Here is a 19,818-nt window from a genome sequence, read left to right as displayed (position 1 = left end):
ATGTTCCAATTACGCGCGCTTTAGACATCGCTCCTCACCTACGGAAGTGCGCCCGGTTTCGGCAGACTAAGCTCTCCCGTACCAGGAGAACTGGAGCTTGGCATTTTTGCAGACCAGCATCATTCTCGAACCAGGGACGGTGTGCAAGCTCGTATCCAGGCGGCGCCTTGATGTTGGCTTGTTTACCAGAATCCCTGACTCCGCCGACAGCTCGGCCGCACTGGCCGCACCGGGCACCTCGAGGAAATAGGATTGCTGACCGCCCTTGCCGGTCGATTCGTTTGCCATGTCTGGGCCGCAGTGCGCGGCAATGATAAAGGTGAGGGGCCCGCGAGCGACAACACGTCAACCAACGCAAACACGGGGTAGCGGGTCAGGCCACCGAAGAATGTTCGCCATTCACATCGGACAAGTCCGAAATCGCACCACTTTTAACAAGAATTTTGCATTGTGTAGCGCAATGTGAGCAGCAGATGCGTGCGCCATGGACCAAGAAGCGGGGCCCGTCCCAGCCCCGACCCGGTTCGCCCTTTTGGGCGGGGCTGTATGTCCAACGCTACTTGCCAGCCTTCACCGTGCTATAGCTCGCCATCAGGTTGCGATAGTCGGGAATGTGATTGGCGAACAGCGTGCCTAACCCTTCGATATCGTTGCGCCAGTCGCGGTGCAGTTCGCAGGCCACGCCGAACCAGCTCAGCATCTGCGCCCCGGATTGCTCCATGCGGGCCCATGCGGCGTTGCGGGTGATCTCGTTGAAGGTGCCCGATGCATCCGTGACCACAAATACTTCGTAGCCTTCGGCCATCGCCGACAATGCCGGGAAAGCCACGCAGACTTCGGTCACCACGCCCGCGATGATCAACTGCTTGCGCCCGGTGGCCTTGACCGCCTTGGTGAAATCCTCGTTGTCCCAGGCATTGATCTGGCCGGGGCGCGCAATGTAGGGTGCATCGGGAAAGGTCTGCTTGAGCTCCTGCACCAGCGGCCCGTTCGGGCCATCTTCGAAGCTGGTGGTGAGGACGGTGGGTAGGTTGAAATACTTGGCCAGATCCGCCAGCGCGAGCACATTGTTCTTGAACTTGTCCGGCTCGATATCGCGGACCAGCGATAGCAGGCCGGCCTGGTGATCGACCAGGAGGACGGCGGCCTGGCTCTTGTCCAGGCGCTTGTAGGGGGTTGCCATGAGAATCTCCTTTCATTGACTCACGATTTGCGATTGACGTCGAACGGGTTAGCGTCCGACGCTGACTACGCCGCTTCGATCTGCCCGAAGCGGCCGCTGCGAAAATCCAGCAGCGCTTGCTTGATCTCTTCCTCGGTGTTCATCACGAACGGCCCGTAGGTCGCCACCGGCTCGTCGATGGCGTCGCCATGCAGCACCAGCACTAGCGCGTCGCTTGTGGCCGCCAGCGCGAATCCGGCGCCCGCGCGATCGAGCAGCACCATCTGCCCGGCTTGGGCGGCCTCGCTGCCGTTGACCAGCACATTGCCGCGCAGCACCACCAGTGCCACGGTGCGCCCCTCGGGAGCAGGCAGGTCCACGTCCGCGCCGTGGCGCAGTTGTACGTCCCATACGTCCATTGGCGTGAAGGTGTGTGCCGGCCCGCGTGCGCTTTCGCCTGTGCCCCGATACTCGCCCGCAATCACGCGCACCTGGCCGGCGCCGCCGGGCAACTGCACCGACGGGATCTGCGCCGACACGATGGTCTGGTAGCCGGGCGCGGCCATCTTGTCGCTGGCGCGCAGGTTCACCCACAACTGCACCATTTCCAGCGTGCCGCCGGTGCGGGTGAAGGCCTCCGAGTGGAACTCCTCATGCAGGATGCCGGACGCTGCCGTCATCCATTGCACGTCGCCGGGGCCGATGCGCCCGCCCTGCCCCGTGGAATCGCGATGCTCCAACTCGCCCTGGTAGACGATGGTCACCGTCTCGAAGCCGCAGTGCGGATGCTCGCCCACGCCGCGCCGCCGGGCGGCAGGCGAGAACTCAGCCGGGCCCGCATGGTCGAGCATCAGGAAGGGGCTCAGGTGACTGCCAAGGCTTTGCTGCGAGAACAGCGTGCGCACGGGAAAGCCGTCGCCCACCCAATGGGCATGCGGGGCACGGTAGGTGCCGCTGATCTTCTTCATGGGAACTCCTGAACGGTGGCGGGCTGGCTTTGCCCCTGACGAAGACCAGCTTAGGCCTGCGGCAGGAACGCCGGTAGCCTCCATGCGCTATCCTCAGTGTCCTATTGATAGGACGATGACCCGATGCATCCCGACCTCAACGACCTTTTCTACTTTGCCCAGGTGGTGGACCATCAGGGCTTTGCGCCGGCAAGCCGTGCGTTGGGCATCCCTAAGTCCAAGCTGAGCCGCCGCGTGGGCGAACTCGAAGAACGCCTGGGCACGCGCCTTATCCAGCGCTCGACGCGGCATTTCTCCGTGACCGAGATCGGGCAGAGCTACTACACGCACTGCAAGGCCATGCTGGTGGAGGCCGATGCCGCGCAGCAGGCCATCGACCTGACGCACTCGGAGCCCCAGGGCATCGTGCGGGTGACCTGCCCGGTGGCGCTGCTGCACGCTCGGATCGGCGCCATGATCGCTGAATTCATGGCGGCCTACCCAAAGGTCATCGTGCATCTCGAGGCGACCAACCGCCGCGTGGACGTGATTGCCGAGCGCATCGACGTGGCGATCCGGGTGCGGGTGCCGCCTCTGAGCGACAGCGACCTGGTGATGCGCACGCTGGCCACCCGCGCGTGGTGCCTGCTGGCCAGCCCCGCGCTGCTGGCGGGCCGCACCATGCCCGCCGTGCCGGCCGACGTGGCCGAGCTGCCCACGCTGGACTGGGGCCCGCCGCAGCCCACGCATAGCTGGCGGCTGCAGGGGCCGGAGGGCGCCAGCGTGGAAATCCGCCATAGCCCGCGGCTGGTCACCGACGACATGCTGGCCCTGCGCCTGGCCGCACTGGCCGGGGTGGGCGCGGTGGCGCTGCCGAGCATGGTGGTGGAGGACGAGTTGAAACAAGGCCAGCTGGTCATGCTGGTGCCAGAGTGGCGGCCAAAGGGCGGCGTCATTCATGCCGTGTACCCTTCGCGCCGGGGCCTGCTGCCTGCGGTGCGTGCTCTGATCGACTTTCTTGCCCTGCGCTTCGAGGCGCTTGTGGAGGCGTAGGCAACTAAGCCCGGCGAGCCAATCCATCAGGATCAGCTTGACCAGGACATGCGCCGCCTGTTCGGCACCGGCGACTTCGAGCACGTCAACTACCGTTTTCTCGAGGAGCCGGGCAAGCGCGTTCTCTCGGTCGACGCGATCGAGAAGTCCTACGACCCCAACTACCTGCGCTTCGGACTGGGGCTGAGCACGGATTTTCGCGGGGATGCCTTTTTCAACCTGAACGCCAGCTACCGCCGCATGTGGATCAATTCGCTCGGCGCCGAGTGGCGCACCGATGCGCAAGTCGGCCAGACCAGCCGGCTTGTCAGCGCGCCTTACGACTTCGGCGCCGACGTCACCACAATCGAGATGACCTCGCGATAGACGAGCTTGGCCAGGCGGCCCGCCTTGAGCTTGCCCAGGTCGATGTTGGGGTCCTGGACTTTCACCGTGCGCAGCGTCTCGCGCGGACCACGGAAGGTCACGGTACGGTTCTTCGCATCGACCTTTGTGATCTCCGCCGTCACCGTGGTTGTGATCTCGCGCGCAAAGCCAGGCTTGTCGCCCTCGCCAGCGCGCGCGGTGCGCTCCACCGACTCCGCCAGCGGCGTGTCCTTGCTATCGACCGGCTCCAGCGTGGTGACCACGGCCGCCGCGCGGGTCAGCGTGACCATGTCGCCCTTCTTGATCTGCTTGAAATTCTTGACTTCGTCGCCGCCGATCAACTCGGCGACATTGCCGCGCGGGCCTTGCACCAGCACCGCCTTCGATTCCGGGTCGATCGAGACGATGCGCCCGGAGATCACGGTTTCCTCTGCCATGCCGACGGAGCCCGGCGGCGCGGCGTGGACGAGCGGTGCGAAAAGCATGGCCGCGCCAAGGAGGCTCTGCGCGTGCAGGGAACGGGAAATCAACCGACGATTTGGCATGGCTGTCCTGACAAGTGAAAAAGCGTGGATGCGAAATAACTCGGAGGCCACCGGGGCACGCGGCACGCGGCACGCGGCACGCAGCGGTACTTCGGAGTTGAACATAGCGCGCAATGGCGCCGCGCGGCATGCCTGTTGAAAGATTTCATATCGGACGGGGTAGAAAGTGAAATCAGCCGAAAGTGCCGCCTGACTCACCCATTCCGGATATCGCGCTCGCCACAAGGCTTAATTCACACGGCGAGAACTGCAGGACGAAACCCGTGCCATCGCGAGGGATGCCTATATCTATGCATTCCCGATGATCGAGAACTACAACACAAAACTGCAGCACCATGGCCAAGCCTGCGGGCCAAGCGAGGCGGCGATGAATGGCACGTGGAAGCTGCCGCCGTTGACACCCGCCACAGACTGACCTGCCCCTCTCCATGCGTCGATGGACGCTTCACCATGCGTGATCGCTCAGGTCTTCCTCAGGTTCTCAATTCAACCAGGATCTGCTCGGCAAGATAATCGCAGGGAGGTCGAGCGGACCGGGAACTGCGGGCGAGGACGATTTCGAGTTCGGCCAGTGGCGGCAAGCCATCGCTCTGGGATAGCTGAACAAGATGCCCCGGTACGCTGCATCTCGCCAGGGGGGCCACCGCAAGCCCCGCTTCGACCATGCTGACAAGGCCCAGCAGGCTCGGGCTTTCGTAGGACATGCGGTATTTGATGTTCTCCCGCTGCAGCGCGCTGATGGCATTGGCGCGCGCCGTGCTGCCATGGGCGAAAACGGCGATGGGCAGCGGGCGCTCGTTCCACACTTTCCTTACGGCCGACCCGACCCAGACCATCGGCTCGAACCGGATGAATTCGCCGGCGATGCCCTTGGCTTTGGTCAGGCAGGCCAGGTCGAGCGTGTTGTCCTTGAGCAATGGCACGAGCGCACTGCTAGGCATGCCGATCACCCGGATTTCCACACGCGGGTGCGCCACCGCGAACTGTCTGAGGACCGACGGCAGCAACGATGATGCGTAGTCGTCAGGCACGCCGATGGTGACGCGCCCCTTCATCTCCGGGCGCACGATCGACGCCCACGCCTCCTCCCGCATCGCGAGCATGCGACGGCCATAGTCCAGCAGCGTCTTTCCCTCGGCGGTAATCGTCACGTGCCGCGTGGTCCGCACAAACAACGGCTTCCCGAGCGACTCCTCAAGCGCCTTGATCTGCATGCTCACCGCCGACGCGGACCGGTGTACGGTCTCCGCCCCCCGCGCAAACGAGCCGGTGTCGGCAACCGCCACCACCATCTCAATGACGTCCAGATCGAGCTTTTTCATATTAATCAGAAAATCTGAACAAAAACCTCAGTTTAACCCGTTTTACTTGGCCACTCACCAAGTGGATACTGCAGTCGATGTCCACTGGGGAACCCCGAAAATGCACGGTACGGAATCGATCTACGGATTTTTAGCGGTTGGGGGCATGCTAGCCGTGACGCCGGGCCCGAACATGGTCTACGTGATGTCACGCTCCATTGCGCAAGGACGCAAGGCCGGGCTTGTGTCCCTGGCTGGCGTCATGCTCGGATACCTTTTCTATATGTTTGGCGCGGCGTTTGGCATCACGGCATTTTTCCTGAGCGTGCCCTACGCCAGCAGCATCCTGGGCACGGTGGGCGCTGCCTACCTGTTCTATCTGGCGTGGCAGGCCGTGAAGCCTGGTGGCCGCTCCCCGCTGGAAGTCCGCGACCTGCCCCACGAACGCCCCCGACGGCTGTTCGCGATGGGCGCCACCACCAGCCTGTTGAATCCCAAGCTGGCGATGACCTTCCTGTCAGTTCTGCCGCAGTTCATCAACTATCGGAACGGCAACGTCCTCGAGCAATCGCTCGTGCTCGGGTCCTCGTTGATTATCGCGTTCGCCACCGTCAACGGCGCCGTGGCAATCTGCTCTGGCAGCATGGCAACCCTCCTGTCCCGCCGGCCGGGACTCCTGCTGGCCCAGCGCTGGGCCATGGGCGCGGTTCTGCTTGTGCTGGGCGCGAACATGATGCTCGACGCCCGAAGGCTGGCGGGAATTGGCTGACTTTGGCGGTTGCCTGCCATTGCCAGCGCACCCGCCCCCGTAGCAGACCTCCGCGTCAGGCGTGAGCGAGCACATTGATCAGTTTGCCAAATGGATCGCGAACATAGAAGCGCCGTACGCCCCATGGTTCGTCGACCGGCCCGTACTCGATGGGAATCCCTGCCGCCTTCACGCGCTCAAGTGCAGCGGCAATGTCGTCCACTTCGATCGATAGATCCGGCGTTGGCGTGTCCGATCCGCCTTGCGAAGCGAAACTAATCTGCGCCTCCATCCTTTCCGACGACCCGTACGTGGCAATCCAGCCATGATCCATCAGCAGGTCGAGGCCAAATACTCTCCCGTAGAAGTCCTTCGCGTCGCCTACGGCTTGCGTGCTGATATTTGCAACGATGCGTTTGACTTTCATTGCGACCTCGATAGGCGTGTGGAGGGAAATATAGCGGGACACTACCATACGGCTTCGACCGTCCCCTCGCCCGGCAGCAGGCGTGCATGCTGGTGAGCTTGGCATTTTTGGGCAGCTGTTTCTGGCTGAATGGAGACGTCCTGCATGTTCAGGCCGTAGGCGTGCACCGGGCCGCCATCCGGAAAGTTGACGTCACGATCGGTATTGCGATTGACAAAGCCCTGGGCGAGCCGCAGGGCGCTTGACTGCTCTGTTGTCTCTCTCTGCCTGGCGGCAACCTCGACCGAACTCGCCAGATCATTGATAATGCGACCACTGAAGACTGCGGAAATTGAGGCTGCATTATGGGTTACGACGTTTACATCACCCGCAAGTCAAATTGGTTTGACGAGAGGGGCTCCGATATTGATATTGAGGAGTGGCAGGACCTGGTTCAGGCCGATCCGGATATGCGCCTGGATGGCAACGCGAGTGTGGCCCTCAAAGATGGGAGCACCTTGCGGGTAGAGGGCGATGGGTTGGCTGTTTGGAGCACCTATTCGGGAAACGGCAATGGTGGAAACATGGCTTGGCTCGATTTCCAGCAGGGCAACGTGGTAGTCAAGAATCCGGATGGCGAGATTCTAGGCAAGATGTGGCAGTTGGCGCAGAGGCTCAACGCGAAAGTACAAGGCGACGATTGCGAGGTTTATGACGCCGATGGCCATGTAATCGGCTAGCCCCGGGCCGGAGAAGTCACGAGTGGCGAACGAGCTGGAACCGCTTACAGCCGTCCCAACCGGCGCGTTCTCGCCCCATTTCGCCCGGCCAATAGAGCCAGAGCAAGGCCCGAAGTTCGGCCCTTCCGGTCACGCACCTCACAACGCAGCAGTGTGCACAAGCCCCGTACTTGCACGACAAGGAAAATGGCAAGGCACACAAGCGGATGACGTGACCCGTGTTCTTATCGCCAGGGTACACATCAGTGGCCAACAGCGGCCGACGCGCTACGATCCGCTAGAGTATCGAGACAGCCGCATGACACGGGTACAGATGAACCACCACCTTCAACCGCATCGAGCACAAGACCTCCTCACTTCCTTTTTCTGGAGTGGCGATGCCATCCGCAGTCGATGCGTCAGTGACATCGTGCTATCCGGCACGGTCGACGTGCCCGTACCCCCTACACGTCTGCTTGCAGATTGGGCACGGGAGATATCGTCCCGGCTGGTCCTGGAACCCGGGGATGTCGAGGCAATGCCTTTGGCACGAGCGCGGGCGCGCTGGCCGGACTACGTGCACTGCGTGCAGGCGGCGTCCGATTGGGCGTGCGCGCTTGGACTGCCCGGGGTGCTTGCCGGCAGCGACGTCGCCCTCATGGCCTGCCGCGGCGCGAGGTACCACCATGATGGTGCGCAGTATGGCGGTGCGGCCTTTTGCAATCTCTTCCTGAGCGAAGACAGGGACCAGGACTTGCATTTTCCCTCGCTGGGTCTTCGAATTCCCCTGTCCCGGGGTACGGCGGTGATATTCGATACTTGCCAGCCCCATGGCGTGATTCAACGCCACAGCGGCAGTTTTAACGCGGCCGACTTTCCGCCCGACCAGGATTGCATCCAGCTATTCCTGACCTGGGAGCTTCCCATCGAAGATACCCATGTTGCGCACGCACTTCAGGTTGCCTTCGACACCGCCCCTTCGACCTCGTCGCAACGGAATGACGAGCAAGTCTGGCTGAACGGTGCAAGGGCCGCTGTGTGCCCGGATTCTGGCCGGTGGTGCCGGGCCGACGAATCGCCGGGGTCATGCGGCGATTTACCCTGACTGGGCGGACGGGTGCTGCGAGCAGCCGGACCGTCGTTCCGGATCCAAGGCATACAGCCCGCAGGCCCCTTGGCATCCCCTACTGCCTGCCAGACACAAGCCGCTCATTACGCTCAGTCAGTGACTGGATCAGCCCATCCACCCCGCTTTGCTGAATCCTGTCGTTGAATTGCTGCCGATAGGTCTGCACCAGCCAGGCGCCCAGCACGTTCAGGTCATACACGCGCCAGCCTTCCGGCGTCTTGTGAAGACGGTAGTCGATCTGCACAGGCTGGCCGCTTTTCATATTGGTGGCGACCGTGCGCACCACCACGTCCGTCTCGGCCGGCTCGATGCGCGACGGCGGATACTCGATCTGCTGGTCCGGGCGGAGTTGCGCGATAGCGCCGGCATAGGTGTGGATCAGCAGCAGCTTGAACTGCTCCACCACTTGTTGCTGCTGCACCGGCGTTGCGGTGCGCCAGTAACGGCCCATGGCGAGCTGGGTGGTGCGGTTCAGATCGGTGTACGGAAGGATGTCCTTGTTCACGATCGTCGTGATGCGCTGGATATCGCCCGGCGCGACCGCGCGGGTGCGCACCTCACGCAACAACTGCTGCGTCACGGTCTGGATCAGCGCCTGCGGCTTGGACTTGTCATCGACCTGGGCGCAGGCCACGCTGCCAAAGGCAAGCAAGGCCGAAACAACGGGAATCAGGATGACGTTCCTCATCGGCGGGGGTCCTGTCTGAATGTGCAGCCCGCATGTTAAAACAAAGCGCGTTGCGCTACACCCGCAAGTCACCCGCGGCACCGCCAGCACGCTCCAACATCGTCCGTGCCCCCTTCAATATCTCCCTGGCCACATCCTGGTTGGCCACCGTGCGCGCCAGCATCAGCGCCCCGACGCACTGGGACATGACGCCCCAGGCTGCCTCCCCGCTCCCCAGCCTTACCGCCAGCTCCAGCTGCATGGCCACCATGCCGTCCTCGCAGGCCTGGCGCGTGTCCGCATCGGCGCGGGCGATCTCCGCGCCCAGGCTGGGCAACGGGCAACCCGTCTCCGGATGCCGCACATGGCCCATGGTGAGGTAGCAATCCAGCATCCTTGCCAGCCAGGCGCCATCGCCGCCCTCCCCGTCAGGCAGCAACAGCTCCCGGCTGCGCTGCAGCTCGCGCTCGATCACTTCGCGCAGCAATGCCTGCTTGGAATCGAAATGGCTGTAGAACGCCCCGCCGGTGAGGCCGGCGGCGCCCATCAGCTGGTCAACGCCGGTCGACGCAAAGCCCTCGCGCTTGACCAGCGCGCCGCTGGCCTCCAGCACCCGCTCGCGGGTGGCAGCTTTGTGAGTTGCGGAATAACGCATTGCAGTTCCTGAGATTGTCCTGGGGCAGATGCCGCTTGACGCGACCCGCATTCATACCATAACGTTCGTTTACTAAACGATCGTTTATCTTATGCCGGATCCACTTCCAATGGAAGCGGCCAGCGTGGGCGCGAACGCAGAAAGCCCGCCCGGCCATGGCCGGCGGATCATTCCAATACTGGAGACAATTCATGTCCAACAAGAAAGCCATCCTCGTGGTAGGTGCCGGCGACGCCACTGGCGGCGCCATTGCGCGCCGTTTTGCCCGCGAGGGCTATATCGCCTGCGTGACGCGCCGCAGCGCCGACAAGCTCACGCCGCTGGTCGAGCAGATCCGCGCCGAGGGCGGCGAGGCCTACGGCTTTGCCTGCGATGCCCGCAAGGAGGACGAGACGGTGGCGCTGATCGAGCGCATCGAGCGCGAGATCGCGCCGCTGGAGGTGGCGATCTTCAATATCGGCGCCAATGTGCGGTTTTCCGTGCTGGAAACCACCTCCCGCGTGTACTTCAAGGTCTGGGAGATGGCCTGCTTCGGCGGCTTCCTGATGGGGCGCGAGGCCGCCCGCGTGATGCTGCCGCGTGGGCACGGCTCCATTTTCTTCACCGGCGCTACCGCCAGCCTGCGTGGGCGCGATGGCATGAGCGCCTTTGCGGGCGCCAAGCATGCCCTGCGCGCGCTAGCCCAGAGCATGGCGCGAGAGCTGGGGCCGAAGAATATCCACGTAGCGCACCTGGTGGTGGACGCCGCCATCGACACCGATTTCATCCGCTCGAACTTCCCCGACCGCTACGCCACCAAGCAGGACGACGGCATCGTCAACCCGGAACACATCGCCGACACCTACTGGATGCTGCACCAGCAGCCGCGCGACGCGTGGACGCACGAGCTGGATATCCGCCCGTGGATCGAGCCGTGGTAAGCCCTGCGGGCCAAAGCCTCAAGACCATGAAAGCCATCAACAACAAAACACCACAACAAGCGGAGACGACGACATGAGCAAGCAAGTGGAATTCTATTTCGACTTCGGCAGCCCGTATTCCTACCTGGCCTACAAGGAATTGCCGCGCGTGGCACAGCGCACCGGCGCGCAGATCGTATGGCGGCCCATCCTGCTGGGCGGCGTGTTCAAGGCCACCGGCAACCACAGCCCCGCGGAGATCCCCGCCAAGGGCCGCTGGTCGAAGACCGACACCGCGCGCTGGTCGCGCCGGTACGGTGCCAACCTGCAGCAGAATCCGCATTTCCCGGTCAATACGCTGGCGCTGATGCGCGCCGCGATCGGTTTCCAGTTGCAGGACGAAGCCGCATTCCACCGCTATGTGGAGACGATCTTCGCCGCCATGTGGGAGCAGCAACGTAACCTGAACGACCCCGCCGAGATTGGCGCCGCGCTCACCGCCGCCGGGTTCGACGCGCGCCAGGTGCTGGGGATGATCGATGACCCGGCGGTAAAGGACGCGCTGAAACAGGCCACCGAGGCCGCGGTAGCACGCGGCGTGTTCGGTGTCCCGAGCTTTTTCGTCGGCGACGAATTGTTCTGGGGCAATGACCGCCTGCTGTTTGTCGAGGAAGCGCTGGCCGCATAGCCGGCGCTATCCTCGAACGCGCGCGCCGTCAGAACGCCGGCAGGATCGCGCCCTTGAACTGCGTGGCCAGGAAGTCGCGCACTTCCTGCGACTGGTAGGCCGCCACCAGCGGCTTAACCCACGGCTTGTCCTTGTCCTGCGTGCGCACCGCGATCAGGTTGGCATAGGGGCCGCGCAGGTCTTCGGTGGCAATCGCATCCTTGGCCGGGCTGAGGCCGGCCTTGACCGCGTAGTCGGTATTGATGGAAGCCACGGTCAGGTCATCGAGCGAGCGCGGCAGGATGGCCGAGTCCAGCTCCACGATCTTCAGCTTGCGGGGATTGGCCTTGATATCGAGCGGCGTGGCGTTCTTGCCGTTCTTGCCGGCGCCATCGCGCAGCGTGACCAGGCCTTCTTTTTGCAACAGCAGCAGCGCGCGGTTGCCATTGGAGGGATCGTTCTGGATGCCCACCTTGGCGCCGTCCGGCAGTGCCTTCAGCGACTTGAGCTTCTTCGAGTAAAAGCCCATTGGCGCCACGTACGTCAGGCCGACATTGGCGATCTTGTAGTGCCGCGCCTCGATCTGGCTGTCGAGAAAGGGCCGATGCTGGAAGCTGTTGGCGTCCAGGTCCCCGGCATCCAGCGCCGCATTCGGCTGCGCATAGTCGTTGAACTCGATGATCTTCACTTCCAGGCCGCTGCGCTTGGCCACGGTCCGCACGACCTCCCAGATCTGCGCGTCGGGGCCGCTCATGGTGCCAAGACGCACCACCTGGTCGGCGGCGTGCGCGGCGGGCAACACGATCATGGCGGCGGCCAGGGCGATGGATTTGAATAGACTACGGCGTTGCATGCAGGCTCCACACTCAGGGTTGCGGCTCTTCGCGCGCCGCGCCGATGCGCGGCGGGGCGCAAGCTGGCCGCTGTTATCAAGGCGCGACCGGCACTTGTGATACCGGCTCGCTTGGCAGCGATGTTAGCGCCGCGCCCATGGGCAGGGAATGAAGGTGTTCGCCTATCGATATGCGCGGGTTGCGCGACGCTGGCGCGCTCGGCTGCGGGTAGAATCACGCTCCAGTTTCCTGCAGATACCCAGCCAGCCATGACGCAACCCCCTGCAGCCTCTCCCCCCTACCAGATTCTCTTTGCCTTCACCGCAGCCGCGGGCGCAGTGCTGGAAATCAAGCACCTCGGCTTGCCCGCCGACGCGCCGCGCTCGCGCAAATACCAGTGGCTGTGGATAGCCGCGGGCGATGGCCCGCAGCAAGCGCTGCCGTTGCAGTTTGTGTCGATGAGCCAGGGAGATTGCCAGGAGCGCGTGTTTGCCGAAGGCACGCTGCGTTTTGGCGAGCGGGATGCGGCCATGACGCTGCCGACGGGACAGACGCTGCATCTGCGGGCGTGCGCGGCGGATGCGGTCCCGCCCGATGTGGCGGCCCTGGTGGCGCGCTTTGTGGCTGCGGATTGAGCCAATCCTTACTCGCCCAGAAACTCCGCCACCACTTCCAGCCCCTCCACATGGTCCGCCACCACCTTGGCGATCACGGCGATGGGAATCGCCAGCAGCACGCCCCAGGTGCCCCATAGCCAGGTGAAGAGCAGCAGCACGACGAACACCGCGACGGCGTTCATCTTGGCCATGCGCCCCGTCATCCAGGTGGTCACCAGCGCGCCGATCAGCGTGGCGACCAGCAGCGAGCCGCCTGCCGCCATTGCCGCCAGCGCGAAGTCACCTGACTGCATGAAGGCGGCAAGCCCGATGCAAACCGCAATGAGCACCGCACCGAAGTAAGGCACCAGGTGCAACGCCGCGGCGGCCAGCGACCACGTGCCGGCGTTATCCACTTGCAGCCATTTCAGCAGGAACCAGGTCAGCGCGCCCACCATGGCGTTGGTGACCAGCAGCATCACCATATAACGCTGGATCTGCCGGTTGATCTCGTCGAGCATGTGCACGCTGATCTTCTTCTGCGACAGCGTGGTACCCGCCATCTTGATGAACTTGCGCTTGAACATGTCTCCGGACACCAGCATGAAGAAGGCGAGGAACAACACCACCGCGGCCTGCCCGGCGATGGCAAAGACGCCGACCGAACCGGCCAGCAGGATATTGTTGAGCGAATCCCCGGCGCGCTCCACCACGACCTGGGACCCACGCACGGGCGGCGCTTGCCCGGTGCCTCCCAGCACCGTGGCCGCCCGCCGGATCTTTTGCACCATCGAGTCGTCGCCGCTGAGCAAGGCGCCCACGGAGCGCGACAGCTTGGTGGCCACTTCCGGCAAACGGTCGATCAGGCCGGCAACCTGATCCTGCAACAGGTATGCGCAGCAGACCACGCCGGCCAGCAGCGCCAGCAGCACCAGCGAGGCGCCGAGCACGCGCGGGATGCGCCGTCCGCACAGCAGGGTGACCAGCGGATCGAGCATGTAGGCGACGACCACCGCCAGCACCACGGGGATCACAAAAGCGCTGGCAAGGTGCAGCGTGTAGAGCGACGCGAGCACCGCGAGGATGGTCAGTGCCAGGTCGCCGCGCCTGGCCGGGACGACGGGAAGGGTTGCGGCCAGGGCAGGCTGGGTCGCCGATGCGCCCTCAGCTGCGGCGTCAGGCGCCGGCGGCTGGCTGGCAGCAGCAGCCTGCCGGGCTTCGCCGGCGCCGCCAACGCCATCCGCGGAGACGGACGACTGGCTTTGCGCAGCGGGGCCGGCGTTCAGATCAGCCATGGGGTTGCGGCTCCTGTCGTGATGGTCGCGTGCGTGTCTCGTGAATGCCGGCGATGCAACAGGCATGTGCGCGCGGCGCGCGCCATGCCTCATCCAAGCATAGTCTTGCCCGCCGGCGTTTCTGTCGGAGAATGCCGCAAGCCTGTGTAGGACAACCACGGCTTGCCGTGCAGCGCGCGATGCACCACATTGAGAGAACACGGATGCGCCGCGAAAGTGGCCTCCCTGCCAGACCGACCTGCCAGACCTGCCTAGCAGACCGACCTACCAGACCTACCAGACCTCCCAACCCGCAATGCGCCGTGGCCCGCGCTTTTTCCTGCTGTCCCTGCCATGACGAACTGCTGACCCATCCTCTGCCATGCAGATACTCGACGCGCGTGCCCGACTGATGCTGAAGCACCCAGGGCGCTTCGTGCTGCGCACGCTCCGGCATTTCCGAGCCAACCAGGGCTTGCTGCTCGCGGGCGCGGTGGCGTACTACGCCCTGCTGTCGATCGTGCCCTTGCTGATCCTGATCGTGCCCTTGCTGATCCTGATGGTGATCGCGCTGTCCCATGTGATCGAGCCGCAATCGCTGCTACCACCTTGTCGCGCTACCTGGAATGGTTGCTGCCGGGGCAATCCCGCGCGCTGGTGGGCGAGCTGGCCAACTTCCTGGCGAACCGCGGGGTGATCGGCTGGGTGCTGCTGGCGAGCATGATCTTTTTCAGCTCGCTGGCGTTCACGGTACTGGAGAACGCCATGTCGGTGATCTTTGTGCACCGGGTGGCGATCCGCCGCCGGCACTTCCTGGTATCGGCGGTGCTGCCGTACTGCTACATCGTCGTGCTCAGCGTCGGCCTGCTGCTGGTGACGGTGGTCTCGGGCAGCCTGCAGGCGTTTGGCGAGCGGCATGTGGAAGTGCTGGGCCATGACCTGTCGCTGGACCGGGTCTCCGGCACCCTGCTCTACCTGCTCGGGCTGGCGGGGGAGATCCTGCTGCTGGCCTCCCTCTACCTGGTGATGCCGGTGGGCCGCCTGTCGGTGCGCCATGCGCTGATTGGCGCGGTGAGCGCCGCGCTGCTGTGGGAGGTCTCGCGCCACGTGCTGGTCTGGTACTTCGCCACGCTGTCGCAGGTGAGCGTGGTGTATGGCTCGCTCACCACCGCGATCGTCGTGCTGCTGAGCCTGGAGATTGCCGCCACCTTGCTGCTGCTCGGCGCGCAGGTGATCGCGGAGTTCGAGCGCAGCAGCCTCGATGCGCAAGAGCAGGCGGAGGCGGAAACCGAAACCGAGACCTTTCACACCTGAGCCGCTGCGCACACAGGCCCAGGGCCCAGGGCTCAGTGGTCAATCAGTGCAACGTCCCCAGCAGCTTCGGCAGCGAGGCAGACAGCAGCGCCACGCCGGATGCGGTCAGCAGGCTCAGCACGATCCTGCGAAATGCGATCTCGCTGATGCCGATGTACAGCCGCGTGCCAAGGATGCTGGGCACCAGCATGGCCGGCCCCACCACCAGGAACATGGGCAGCATGTCGCGCGTGACGATGCCGGTGCCGACATAGGTCGCCATGGTCACCGCCAGCGTGGCCAGGTTGAAGTTCTGGATGATGGCGCGCTGCTCGTCCTTGGCCAGCCCGCGCAGGGTGCACCACAGCGTGGGGATGACGCCGGTAAAGCCGCCGATGCCGCCCATGATGCCCCCGGCCGCGCCGATCACGCCATCAGCCACCCGCCCGCCGGCCCGGATGTGGGGTAGTTGCCTGGACATCAGCATCAACGGGCACCAGATGACCAGCAGCCCGCCCAGGCAAGCCTTGAACACGCTGGGATTGAGCGCTGGCAGGATCGCCACGCCGATGGGAATGCCCAGGATGCCGCCGGCCACGAAGGGCAGCAGCTGCCGAGGCGAAAAGCTGCGCCGCACCGTCACCGCCGCCACCACCTGCCCGGTCAGCGAGCCGAACACCGCCATCGTCGCGGCCAGGCGCGGCTCCACGGTCCAGACCCAGAAGGACATGGCCACCATGCCGAAGGCAAACCCGGACAAGCCTTGCACGAAGCCGGCCACGACGGCGCCCAGCGCCAGGATCAGGACAGGAAATTCCATCGGTAACTCGAACGCCCGAAAACCGGAAAGACGGAAAGCCGCGCTATGCGGCACGAAAGCCGCAAACTATGCCGGGGATTGAGCGCTTTGTCACCTTCCGGCGGCCTTCGCGCCGCGTGCCTGCACGTCGAGCACCTTGGCCCGCGCCGCTTCGAAGCGCGCGCCCTCGGCAGCCAGCCAATCCTCCACCATGGCGATAGGCGGCGTCTGCCCATGCGCGCAGACGAAGAAGTAAGATGCCTGCGAGCGCGCATGGATGCCGAACAGGTCGACCAGGCGGCCTGCCTCGATATCTTCCAGCACCAGCGCCGAGCGCCCCATCGCGATGCCCTGCCCGGCCAGCGCCGCCCCCACGGCCAGCTGCGACAGGTTGAAGCGCTGGCCCGCGTCAAGTTCGCCCACCTCTGCCTCCACCCCCGCCATCTGCAGCCAGTGGCGCCATTCCTCGAAGGCTTGCGCGCCGTCCCACGGGCTCACGTCGTGCAGCAGCCAGGCACCCCTCAGGTCCTGTGGCCTGCGCAACTCGGGATGCGCGGCCAGGAAGGCGGGGCTTGCCACCGGCAGCAGCCATTCGTCGAGAAACAGCCGGGCCTTGAGGTCCTCGTAGCCACCCAGGTCGAAGCGCACGGCGGCGTCAATGCCGTCGCGCACCATCCGGGTGCGATCCAGCGCGTGGAACTCGCCGTAGACGCGCAGGCCCACCTCGGGGTGATCACGGAAAAAATCGCCCAGCCGCGGCGTCAGCCAGCGCATGGCAAACGACGGTGCGCAGCTCAGCGCGATGGGGCCGGCCTCGCGCGGCTTGCGTAGCTGGGTAAGCGTGCCTTCGATAGCCTGGAAGGACTCGCGCAGCACAAAGCGCAACCGCTCGCCTTCGGGCGTCAGCACCAGCGCGCGCGGCGTGCGCAGGAACAAGGGCCGGTCCAGCCACTGCTCCAGCTGCTTCACCTGCTGGCTGACCGCGCCCTGCGTCACGCACAGTTCCGTGGCCGCGTGGGTGAAGTTGCAATGGCGCGCCGACGCCTCGAAGCAGCGCAGCCAGCTCAGCAAGGAAGACGATAACAAGGTGCTCATGACAAGGAATTCATAACAAGGGGTTCATAAGTGGCCGCCGATACGCATGTCTGCTCTCAGCCAACCATTAGTCAAACTAATGCCTCGCTAAATATAAATGGATTGCCAGCGAATCCGCGCAGGCCAACAATGAAGTCACCCAGGAACCCGCAGCAGCCTATCCCTTTGTGATGAACCAGCCTTTAGCCACGAACCCATCAACCGCAACCGGCCCGCACGATGCCGCAGCGCTGCGCGCCAGCCTGGCCGCCGCCACGCCGTTGCTCTGGTGCAATCCGGCGCGCGCCGGGACGCCGCCGCCCGTCCAGGCCGCCGGCGAACACAGCATTAGTCTAGCTGATGTCGAGGCCGCGCAGGCGCGCTTTGCCCGCTTTGCCCCGCTGCTATCGGCGCTGTTTCCCGAGCTGGCCGAGACCCATGGCGTCATCGAGTCGCCCCTGGTGGCCGCGGCATCGATGCAGGCGGCCCTTGGGCTGCCACACAGCCAGGGCCGGCTGTGGGTCAAGGCAGACCACAGCCTGCCGGTGGCAGGCTCCATCAAGGCACGCGGCGGCATCCACGAGGTGCTGGAGTTTGCCGAGAACCTGGCGCTGCGCCATGGCCTGCTTGGCCCTGGCTGCAACGGGCCGGAGCATTACCTGGCACTGAGGGAGCCGGCGGCGCGCGCCTTGTTCGGGCGCTACCAGGTGGCGGTGGGTTCCACCGGCAACCTTGGCCTGAGCATTGGCGTGATGGCCTCGGCGCTGGGTTTTCGCGCGGCCGTGCATATGTCGTCGGATGCAAAGGCATGGAAGAAGGCGCGGCTGCGCAACCGTGGCGTGGAAGTCGTGGAGCATGCTGGCGACTACGAGGACGCCGTCGCCGCCGGCCGCCGCCAGGCGCAGCAGGACGAGTTCACCTACTTCGTGGACGACGAGCGCTCGCTGTCGCTGCTGCTCGGCTACAGCGCCGCGGCGCTGCACCTGCGCCAGCAACTGGCCGCGCAGGCGATCCGCGTCGATGCCGCGCACCCGCTCTTCGTCTACCTGCCTTGCGGCGTGGGCGGCGCGCCGGCCGGCATCACCTTCGGCATGCGGCAACTGTTTGGGCCGCACGTGCACTGTGTGTTTGCCGAGCCGACCCAGTCGCCTTGCTTCCTGGTGCAGATGATGGCTGGCGCAGGCAATCCGTCCGTCTATGACTTTGGCCTGAGCAACAGCACGCAGGCCGACGGGCTAGCCGTGCCGCGCGCGTCCGAGCTGGCCGCTGCCGTCATGCGCCCGCTGCTGTCCGGCGTGTTCACGGTGGCGGACGATACCCTGTTCGAGCACCTGGCCATGGCATGGCGCACGCAAGGGCTGCGCATCGAGCCCTCGGCCGCGGCCGGCTTCAGCGGGCCGCGCATGCTGTGCGAGAGCCCGGCGGGGCGCGACTACCTGGCCCGGCACCAGCTCGAAGCCACGATGCCGCAAGCCACGCATCTGGTGTGGACCACCGGCGGGCTGTTCGTGCCGCCAGCGGAGTACCAAGGCTTTCTGGACAAGGCTGCCGCGCTCGCCGCCTGAGCCGCCCGCCGCCAGCATCCATCCCCCCATCGTCGCACGCAGGAGAGTCAGCATGAAACCCGTCCATACCTTCAAGCTTGCATGCCTGGCCGCCTGTTGCCTGGCGGTGCCCGCCGGCAGCGCGCTGGCCCAGGCCTACCCCACGCACCCGATCCAGATGGTGATCCCCTTCCCACCCGGCGGCGCGACCGATGTGATCGGCCGGCTGCTGGCCAAGAAGCTCGGTGACCACCTGGGCCAGACCGTGGTGATCGACAACCGGCCGGGCGCCGGCACCATCGTGGGCGCCGGCCTGGTGGCCAAGGCCGCGCCGGATGGCTACACGCTGCTGGTCAGCTCGGGCACCACATTCACGGTCAATCCGGCCATCCATCCCAAGCTGCCTTATGACCCGCTCAAGAGCTTCGAGCCGATCGGGCTGACCGGGCGCACAGGCCTGATCCTGCTGGCCAACCGCGATGTGCCGGTCAACAACCTCAAGCAGCTCGCGGCGGCGGTGAAGGCGACACCCGGAAAATTCTCCTACGGCTCGTTCGGCACGGGTACCACCGCGCAGTTCGCCGGCGAGATGCTGCTGAACGATCTTGGCATCAAGATGCTGCACGTGCCCTACCGTGGCAGCTCGCCGGCCATGACCGACCTGATCGGCGGCCAGATCCCATTCTCCGTCGATACCGTCTCGGCCGCGGTGCCGCAGATCCGCGCCGGCAAGGTCAAGGCCATCGCGGTCACCACCGCCAGGCGCTCATCCCTGCTGCCCGACGTGCCCACCGTGGCGGAAAGCGGATACCCGGGTACCGATATGGATACCTGGCTGGCCGTGGTGGCGCCGCGCGGCCTGGCGCCCGAGGTGAAGGCGAAGCTGGAAAAGGCGCTGGCCGAGACCATGGCCGACCCGGACACGCGCAAGAAGCTGCTGGACAATGGCTTCGAGCCGTCCTATGGCACGGGCGCGGAGGTGACCGCGCTGATCACCAAGGAACTGCCGCGCATGCGCGCCATTGCGCAGCGTGCCAACATCACCGCGGACTGAGCGCACGCAAATGGCCCGTGGCGGGCTCGGTTTGACAGCGCCCGCCTCCAGCCCACATCATCGCAAGCACCGCCGCCCCCGAGGCGG

Annotated in this window: 22 protein-coding genes and 2 pseudogenes; 12 read left to right on the top strand and 12 right to left on the bottom strand. The window is 64.9% G+C overall.

Annotated features, from left to right (window positions below; genetic code table 11):
• Positions 1-66: 66 nt before the first annotated feature.
• From AC1DQR_RS01305 to AC1DQR_RS01295, 3 genes are all read right to left on the bottom strand, one after another.
• Positions 67-288 carry a hypothetical protein gene (locus AC1DQR_RS01305; RefSeq protein WP_416052435.1) on the bottom strand — a complete coding sequence of 74 codons (222 nt, stop codon included), beginning with the start codon at positions 286-288 and terminating at the stop codon, positions 67-69.
• A 268-nt stretch (positions 289-556) separates the two neighbouring features.
• The gene (gene ycaC, locus AC1DQR_RS01300; protein ID WP_416052434.1) at positions 557-1,183 is read right to left on the bottom strand and encodes an isochorismate family cysteine hydrolase YcaC; all 627 of its coding nucleotides are present in this window, start codon (positions 1,181-1,183) and stop codon (positions 557-559) included.
• A gap of 65 nt (positions 1,184-1,248) precedes the next feature.
• Positions 1,249-2,130 carry a pirin family protein gene (locus AC1DQR_RS01295; protein ID WP_416052433.1) on the bottom strand — a complete coding sequence of 294 codons (882 nt, stop codon included), beginning with the start codon at positions 2,128-2,130 and terminating at the stop codon, positions 1,249-1,251.
• 123 nt (positions 2,131-2,253) lie between these two features.
• On the opposite strand from AC1DQR_RS01295, the gene AC1DQR_RS01290 reads away from it, so the two are divergent.
• Positions 2,254-3,162 carry a LysR family transcriptional regulator gene (locus AC1DQR_RS01290; RefSeq protein WP_416052432.1) on the top strand — a complete coding sequence of 303 codons (909 nt, stop codon included), beginning with the start codon at positions 2,254-2,256 and terminating at the stop codon, positions 3,160-3,162.
• Positions 3,163-3,165: 3 nt separating this feature from the next.
• Positions 3,166-3,483, top strand: a pseudogene (locus AC1DQR_RS01285) (patatin-like phospholipase family protein); the annotation flags it as partial.
• Here the strand turns inward: AC1DQR_RS01285 and AC1DQR_RS01280 are convergent.
• Together AC1DQR_RS01280 and AC1DQR_RS01275 are read right to left on the bottom strand one after the other, a co-directional pair.
• Positions 3,480-4,013: a hypothetical protein gene (locus tag AC1DQR_RS01280; RefSeq protein ID WP_416052431.1), complete on the bottom strand. Its 534-nt coding sequence runs from the start codon at positions 4,011-4,013 to the stop codon at positions 3,480-3,482. The pseudogene AC1DQR_RS01285 and the gene AC1DQR_RS01280 overlap by 4 nt on opposite strands.
• Positions 4,014-4,546: 533 nt before the next feature.
• Positions 4,547-5,395 carry a LysR substrate-binding domain-containing protein gene (locus AC1DQR_RS01275; RefSeq protein ID WP_416052430.1) on the bottom strand — a complete coding sequence of 283 codons (849 nt, stop codon included), beginning with the start codon at positions 5,393-5,395 and terminating at the stop codon, positions 4,547-4,549.
• Positions 5,396-5,495: 100 nt separating this feature from the next.
• Here AC1DQR_RS01275 and AC1DQR_RS01270 point away from each other — a divergent pair, with 100 nt between their 5' ends.
• Positions 5,496-6,143 carry a LysE family translocator gene (locus AC1DQR_RS01270; RefSeq protein ID WP_309404295.1) on the top strand — a complete coding sequence of 216 codons (648 nt, stop codon included), beginning with the start codon at positions 5,496-5,498 and terminating at the stop codon, positions 6,141-6,143.
• Between the two features lie 55 nt (positions 6,144-6,198).
• On the opposite strand, the gene AC1DQR_RS01265 is transcribed toward AC1DQR_RS01270, so the two are convergent.
• Positions 6,199-6,549, bottom strand: coding sequence for a VOC family protein (locus tag AC1DQR_RS01265; RefSeq protein ID WP_416052429.1), 351 nt, complete (start codon positions 6,547-6,549; stop codon positions 6,199-6,201).
• 86 nt (positions 6,550-6,635) lie between these two features.
• Here AC1DQR_RS01265 and AC1DQR_RS01260 point away from each other — a divergent pair, with 86 nt between their 5' ends.
• The 3 genes from AC1DQR_RS01260 to AC1DQR_RS01250 all read left to right on the top strand — a co-directional run bounded on the left by AC1DQR_RS01260 (position 6,636) and on the right by AC1DQR_RS01250 (position 8,352).
• Positions 6,636-6,794 (top strand): hypothetical protein, encoded by a 159-nt coding sequence (locus AC1DQR_RS01260; RefSeq protein ID WP_416052428.1) that lies wholly within the window; start codon positions 6,636-6,638, stop codon positions 6,792-6,794.
• 99 nt (positions 6,795-6,893) lie between these two features.
• Positions 6,894-7,268 (top strand): hypothetical protein, encoded by a 375-nt coding sequence (locus tag AC1DQR_RS01255; protein ID WP_416052427.1) that lies wholly within the window; start codon positions 6,894-6,896, stop codon positions 7,266-7,268.
• 298 nt (positions 7,269-7,566) lie between these two features.
• A complete protein-coding gene (locus AC1DQR_RS01250) occupies positions 7,567-8,352 on the top strand; it encodes a hypothetical protein (RefSeq protein ID WP_477132362.1) in 786 nt (261 codons plus the stop codon).
• 79 nt (positions 8,353-8,431) lie between these two features.
• Here AC1DQR_RS01250 and AC1DQR_RS01245 read toward each other — a convergent pair whose 3' ends face one another.
• Positions 8,432-9,064 (bottom strand): MlaC/ttg2D family ABC transporter substrate-binding protein, encoded by a 633-nt coding sequence (locus tag AC1DQR_RS01245; RefSeq protein ID WP_477132361.1) that lies wholly within the window; start codon positions 9,062-9,064, stop codon positions 8,432-8,434.
• 55 nt (positions 9,065-9,119) lie between these two features.
• Positions 9,120-9,698: a TetR/AcrR family transcriptional regulator gene (locus tag AC1DQR_RS01240; protein WP_416052424.1), complete on the bottom strand. Its 579-nt coding sequence runs from the start codon at positions 9,696-9,698 to the stop codon at positions 9,120-9,122.
• A 191-nt stretch (positions 9,699-9,889) separates the two neighbouring features.
• Here AC1DQR_RS01240 and AC1DQR_RS01235 point away from each other — a divergent pair, with 191 nt between their 5' ends.
• Together AC1DQR_RS01235 and AC1DQR_RS01230 are read left to right on the top strand one after the other, a co-directional pair.
• Positions 9,890-10,618: an SDR family oxidoreductase gene (locus tag AC1DQR_RS01235; protein ID WP_150985585.1), complete on the top strand. Its 729-nt coding sequence runs from the start codon at positions 9,890-9,892 to the stop codon at positions 10,616-10,618.
• Between the two features lie 73 nt (positions 10,619-10,691).
• Positions 10,692-11,285, top strand: a complete 594-nt coding sequence (locus tag AC1DQR_RS01230; protein ID WP_150985586.1) for a 2-hydroxychromene-2-carboxylate isomerase — start codon at positions 10,692-10,694, stop codon at positions 11,283-11,285.
• Positions 11,286-11,313: 28 nt separating this feature from the next.
• Here the strand turns inward: AC1DQR_RS01230 and AC1DQR_RS01225 are convergent, their stop codons facing one another.
• Positions 11,314-12,117: a MetQ/NlpA family ABC transporter substrate-binding protein gene (locus tag AC1DQR_RS01225; protein ID WP_477132360.1), complete on the bottom strand. Its 804-nt coding sequence runs from the start codon at positions 12,115-12,117 to the stop codon at positions 11,314-11,316.
• 249 nt (positions 12,118-12,366) lie between these two features.
• Here AC1DQR_RS01225 and AC1DQR_RS01220 point away from each other — a divergent pair, with 249 nt between their 5' ends.
• The gene (locus AC1DQR_RS01220; protein ID WP_477132359.1) at positions 12,367-12,732 is read left to right on the top strand and encodes a hypothetical protein; all 366 of its coding nucleotides are present in this window, start codon (positions 12,367-12,369) and stop codon (positions 12,730-12,732) included.
• An 8-nt stretch (positions 12,733-12,740) separates the two neighbouring features.
• On the opposite strand, the gene AC1DQR_RS01215 is transcribed toward AC1DQR_RS01220, so the two are convergent.
• Positions 12,741-13,988, bottom strand: coding sequence for an AI-2E family transporter (locus tag AC1DQR_RS01215; RefSeq protein ID WP_416052421.1), 1,248 nt, complete (start codon positions 13,986-13,988; stop codon positions 12,741-12,743).
• Between the two features lie 361 nt (positions 13,989-14,349).
• Here AC1DQR_RS01215 and AC1DQR_RS01210 point away from each other — a divergent pair.
• Positions 14,350-15,281 (top strand): annotated as a pseudogene (locus AC1DQR_RS01210) (YihY/virulence factor BrkB family protein).
• 43 nt (positions 15,282-15,324) lie between these two features.
• Here the strand turns inward: AC1DQR_RS01210 and AC1DQR_RS01205 are convergent.
• Positions 15,325-16,080, bottom strand: a complete 756-nt coding sequence (locus AC1DQR_RS01205; RefSeq protein ID WP_416052419.1) for a sulfite exporter TauE/SafE family protein — start codon at positions 16,078-16,080, stop codon at positions 15,325-15,327.
• 90 nt (positions 16,081-16,170) lie between these two features.
• Positions 16,171-17,154: a LysR substrate-binding domain-containing protein gene (locus AC1DQR_RS01200; protein WP_416052418.1), complete on the bottom strand. Its 984-nt coding sequence runs from the start codon at positions 17,152-17,154 to the stop codon at positions 16,171-16,173.
• Positions 17,155-17,324: 170 nt separating this feature from the next.
• Here AC1DQR_RS01200 and AC1DQR_RS01195 point away from each other — a divergent pair, with 170 nt between their 5' ends.
• Entirely contained in the window at positions 17,325-18,698 is a 1,374-nt protein-coding gene (locus AC1DQR_RS01195) for a D-serine ammonia-lyase (protein ID WP_416052417.1), read from the top strand.
• A 52-nt stretch (positions 18,699-18,750) separates the two neighbouring features.
• Positions 18,751-19,731 (top strand): Bug family tripartite tricarboxylate transporter substrate binding protein, encoded by a 981-nt coding sequence (locus AC1DQR_RS01190; RefSeq protein WP_416052416.1) that lies wholly within the window; start codon positions 18,751-18,753, stop codon positions 19,729-19,731.
• Positions 19,732-19,818: the final 87 nt, after the last annotated feature.

The organism is Cupriavidus sp. 05L411 (assembly GCF_056398045.1).
The sequence above is the reverse complement of the archived record's forward strand: the minus strand, read 5'-3'. Positions and strand labels throughout refer to the sequence as shown.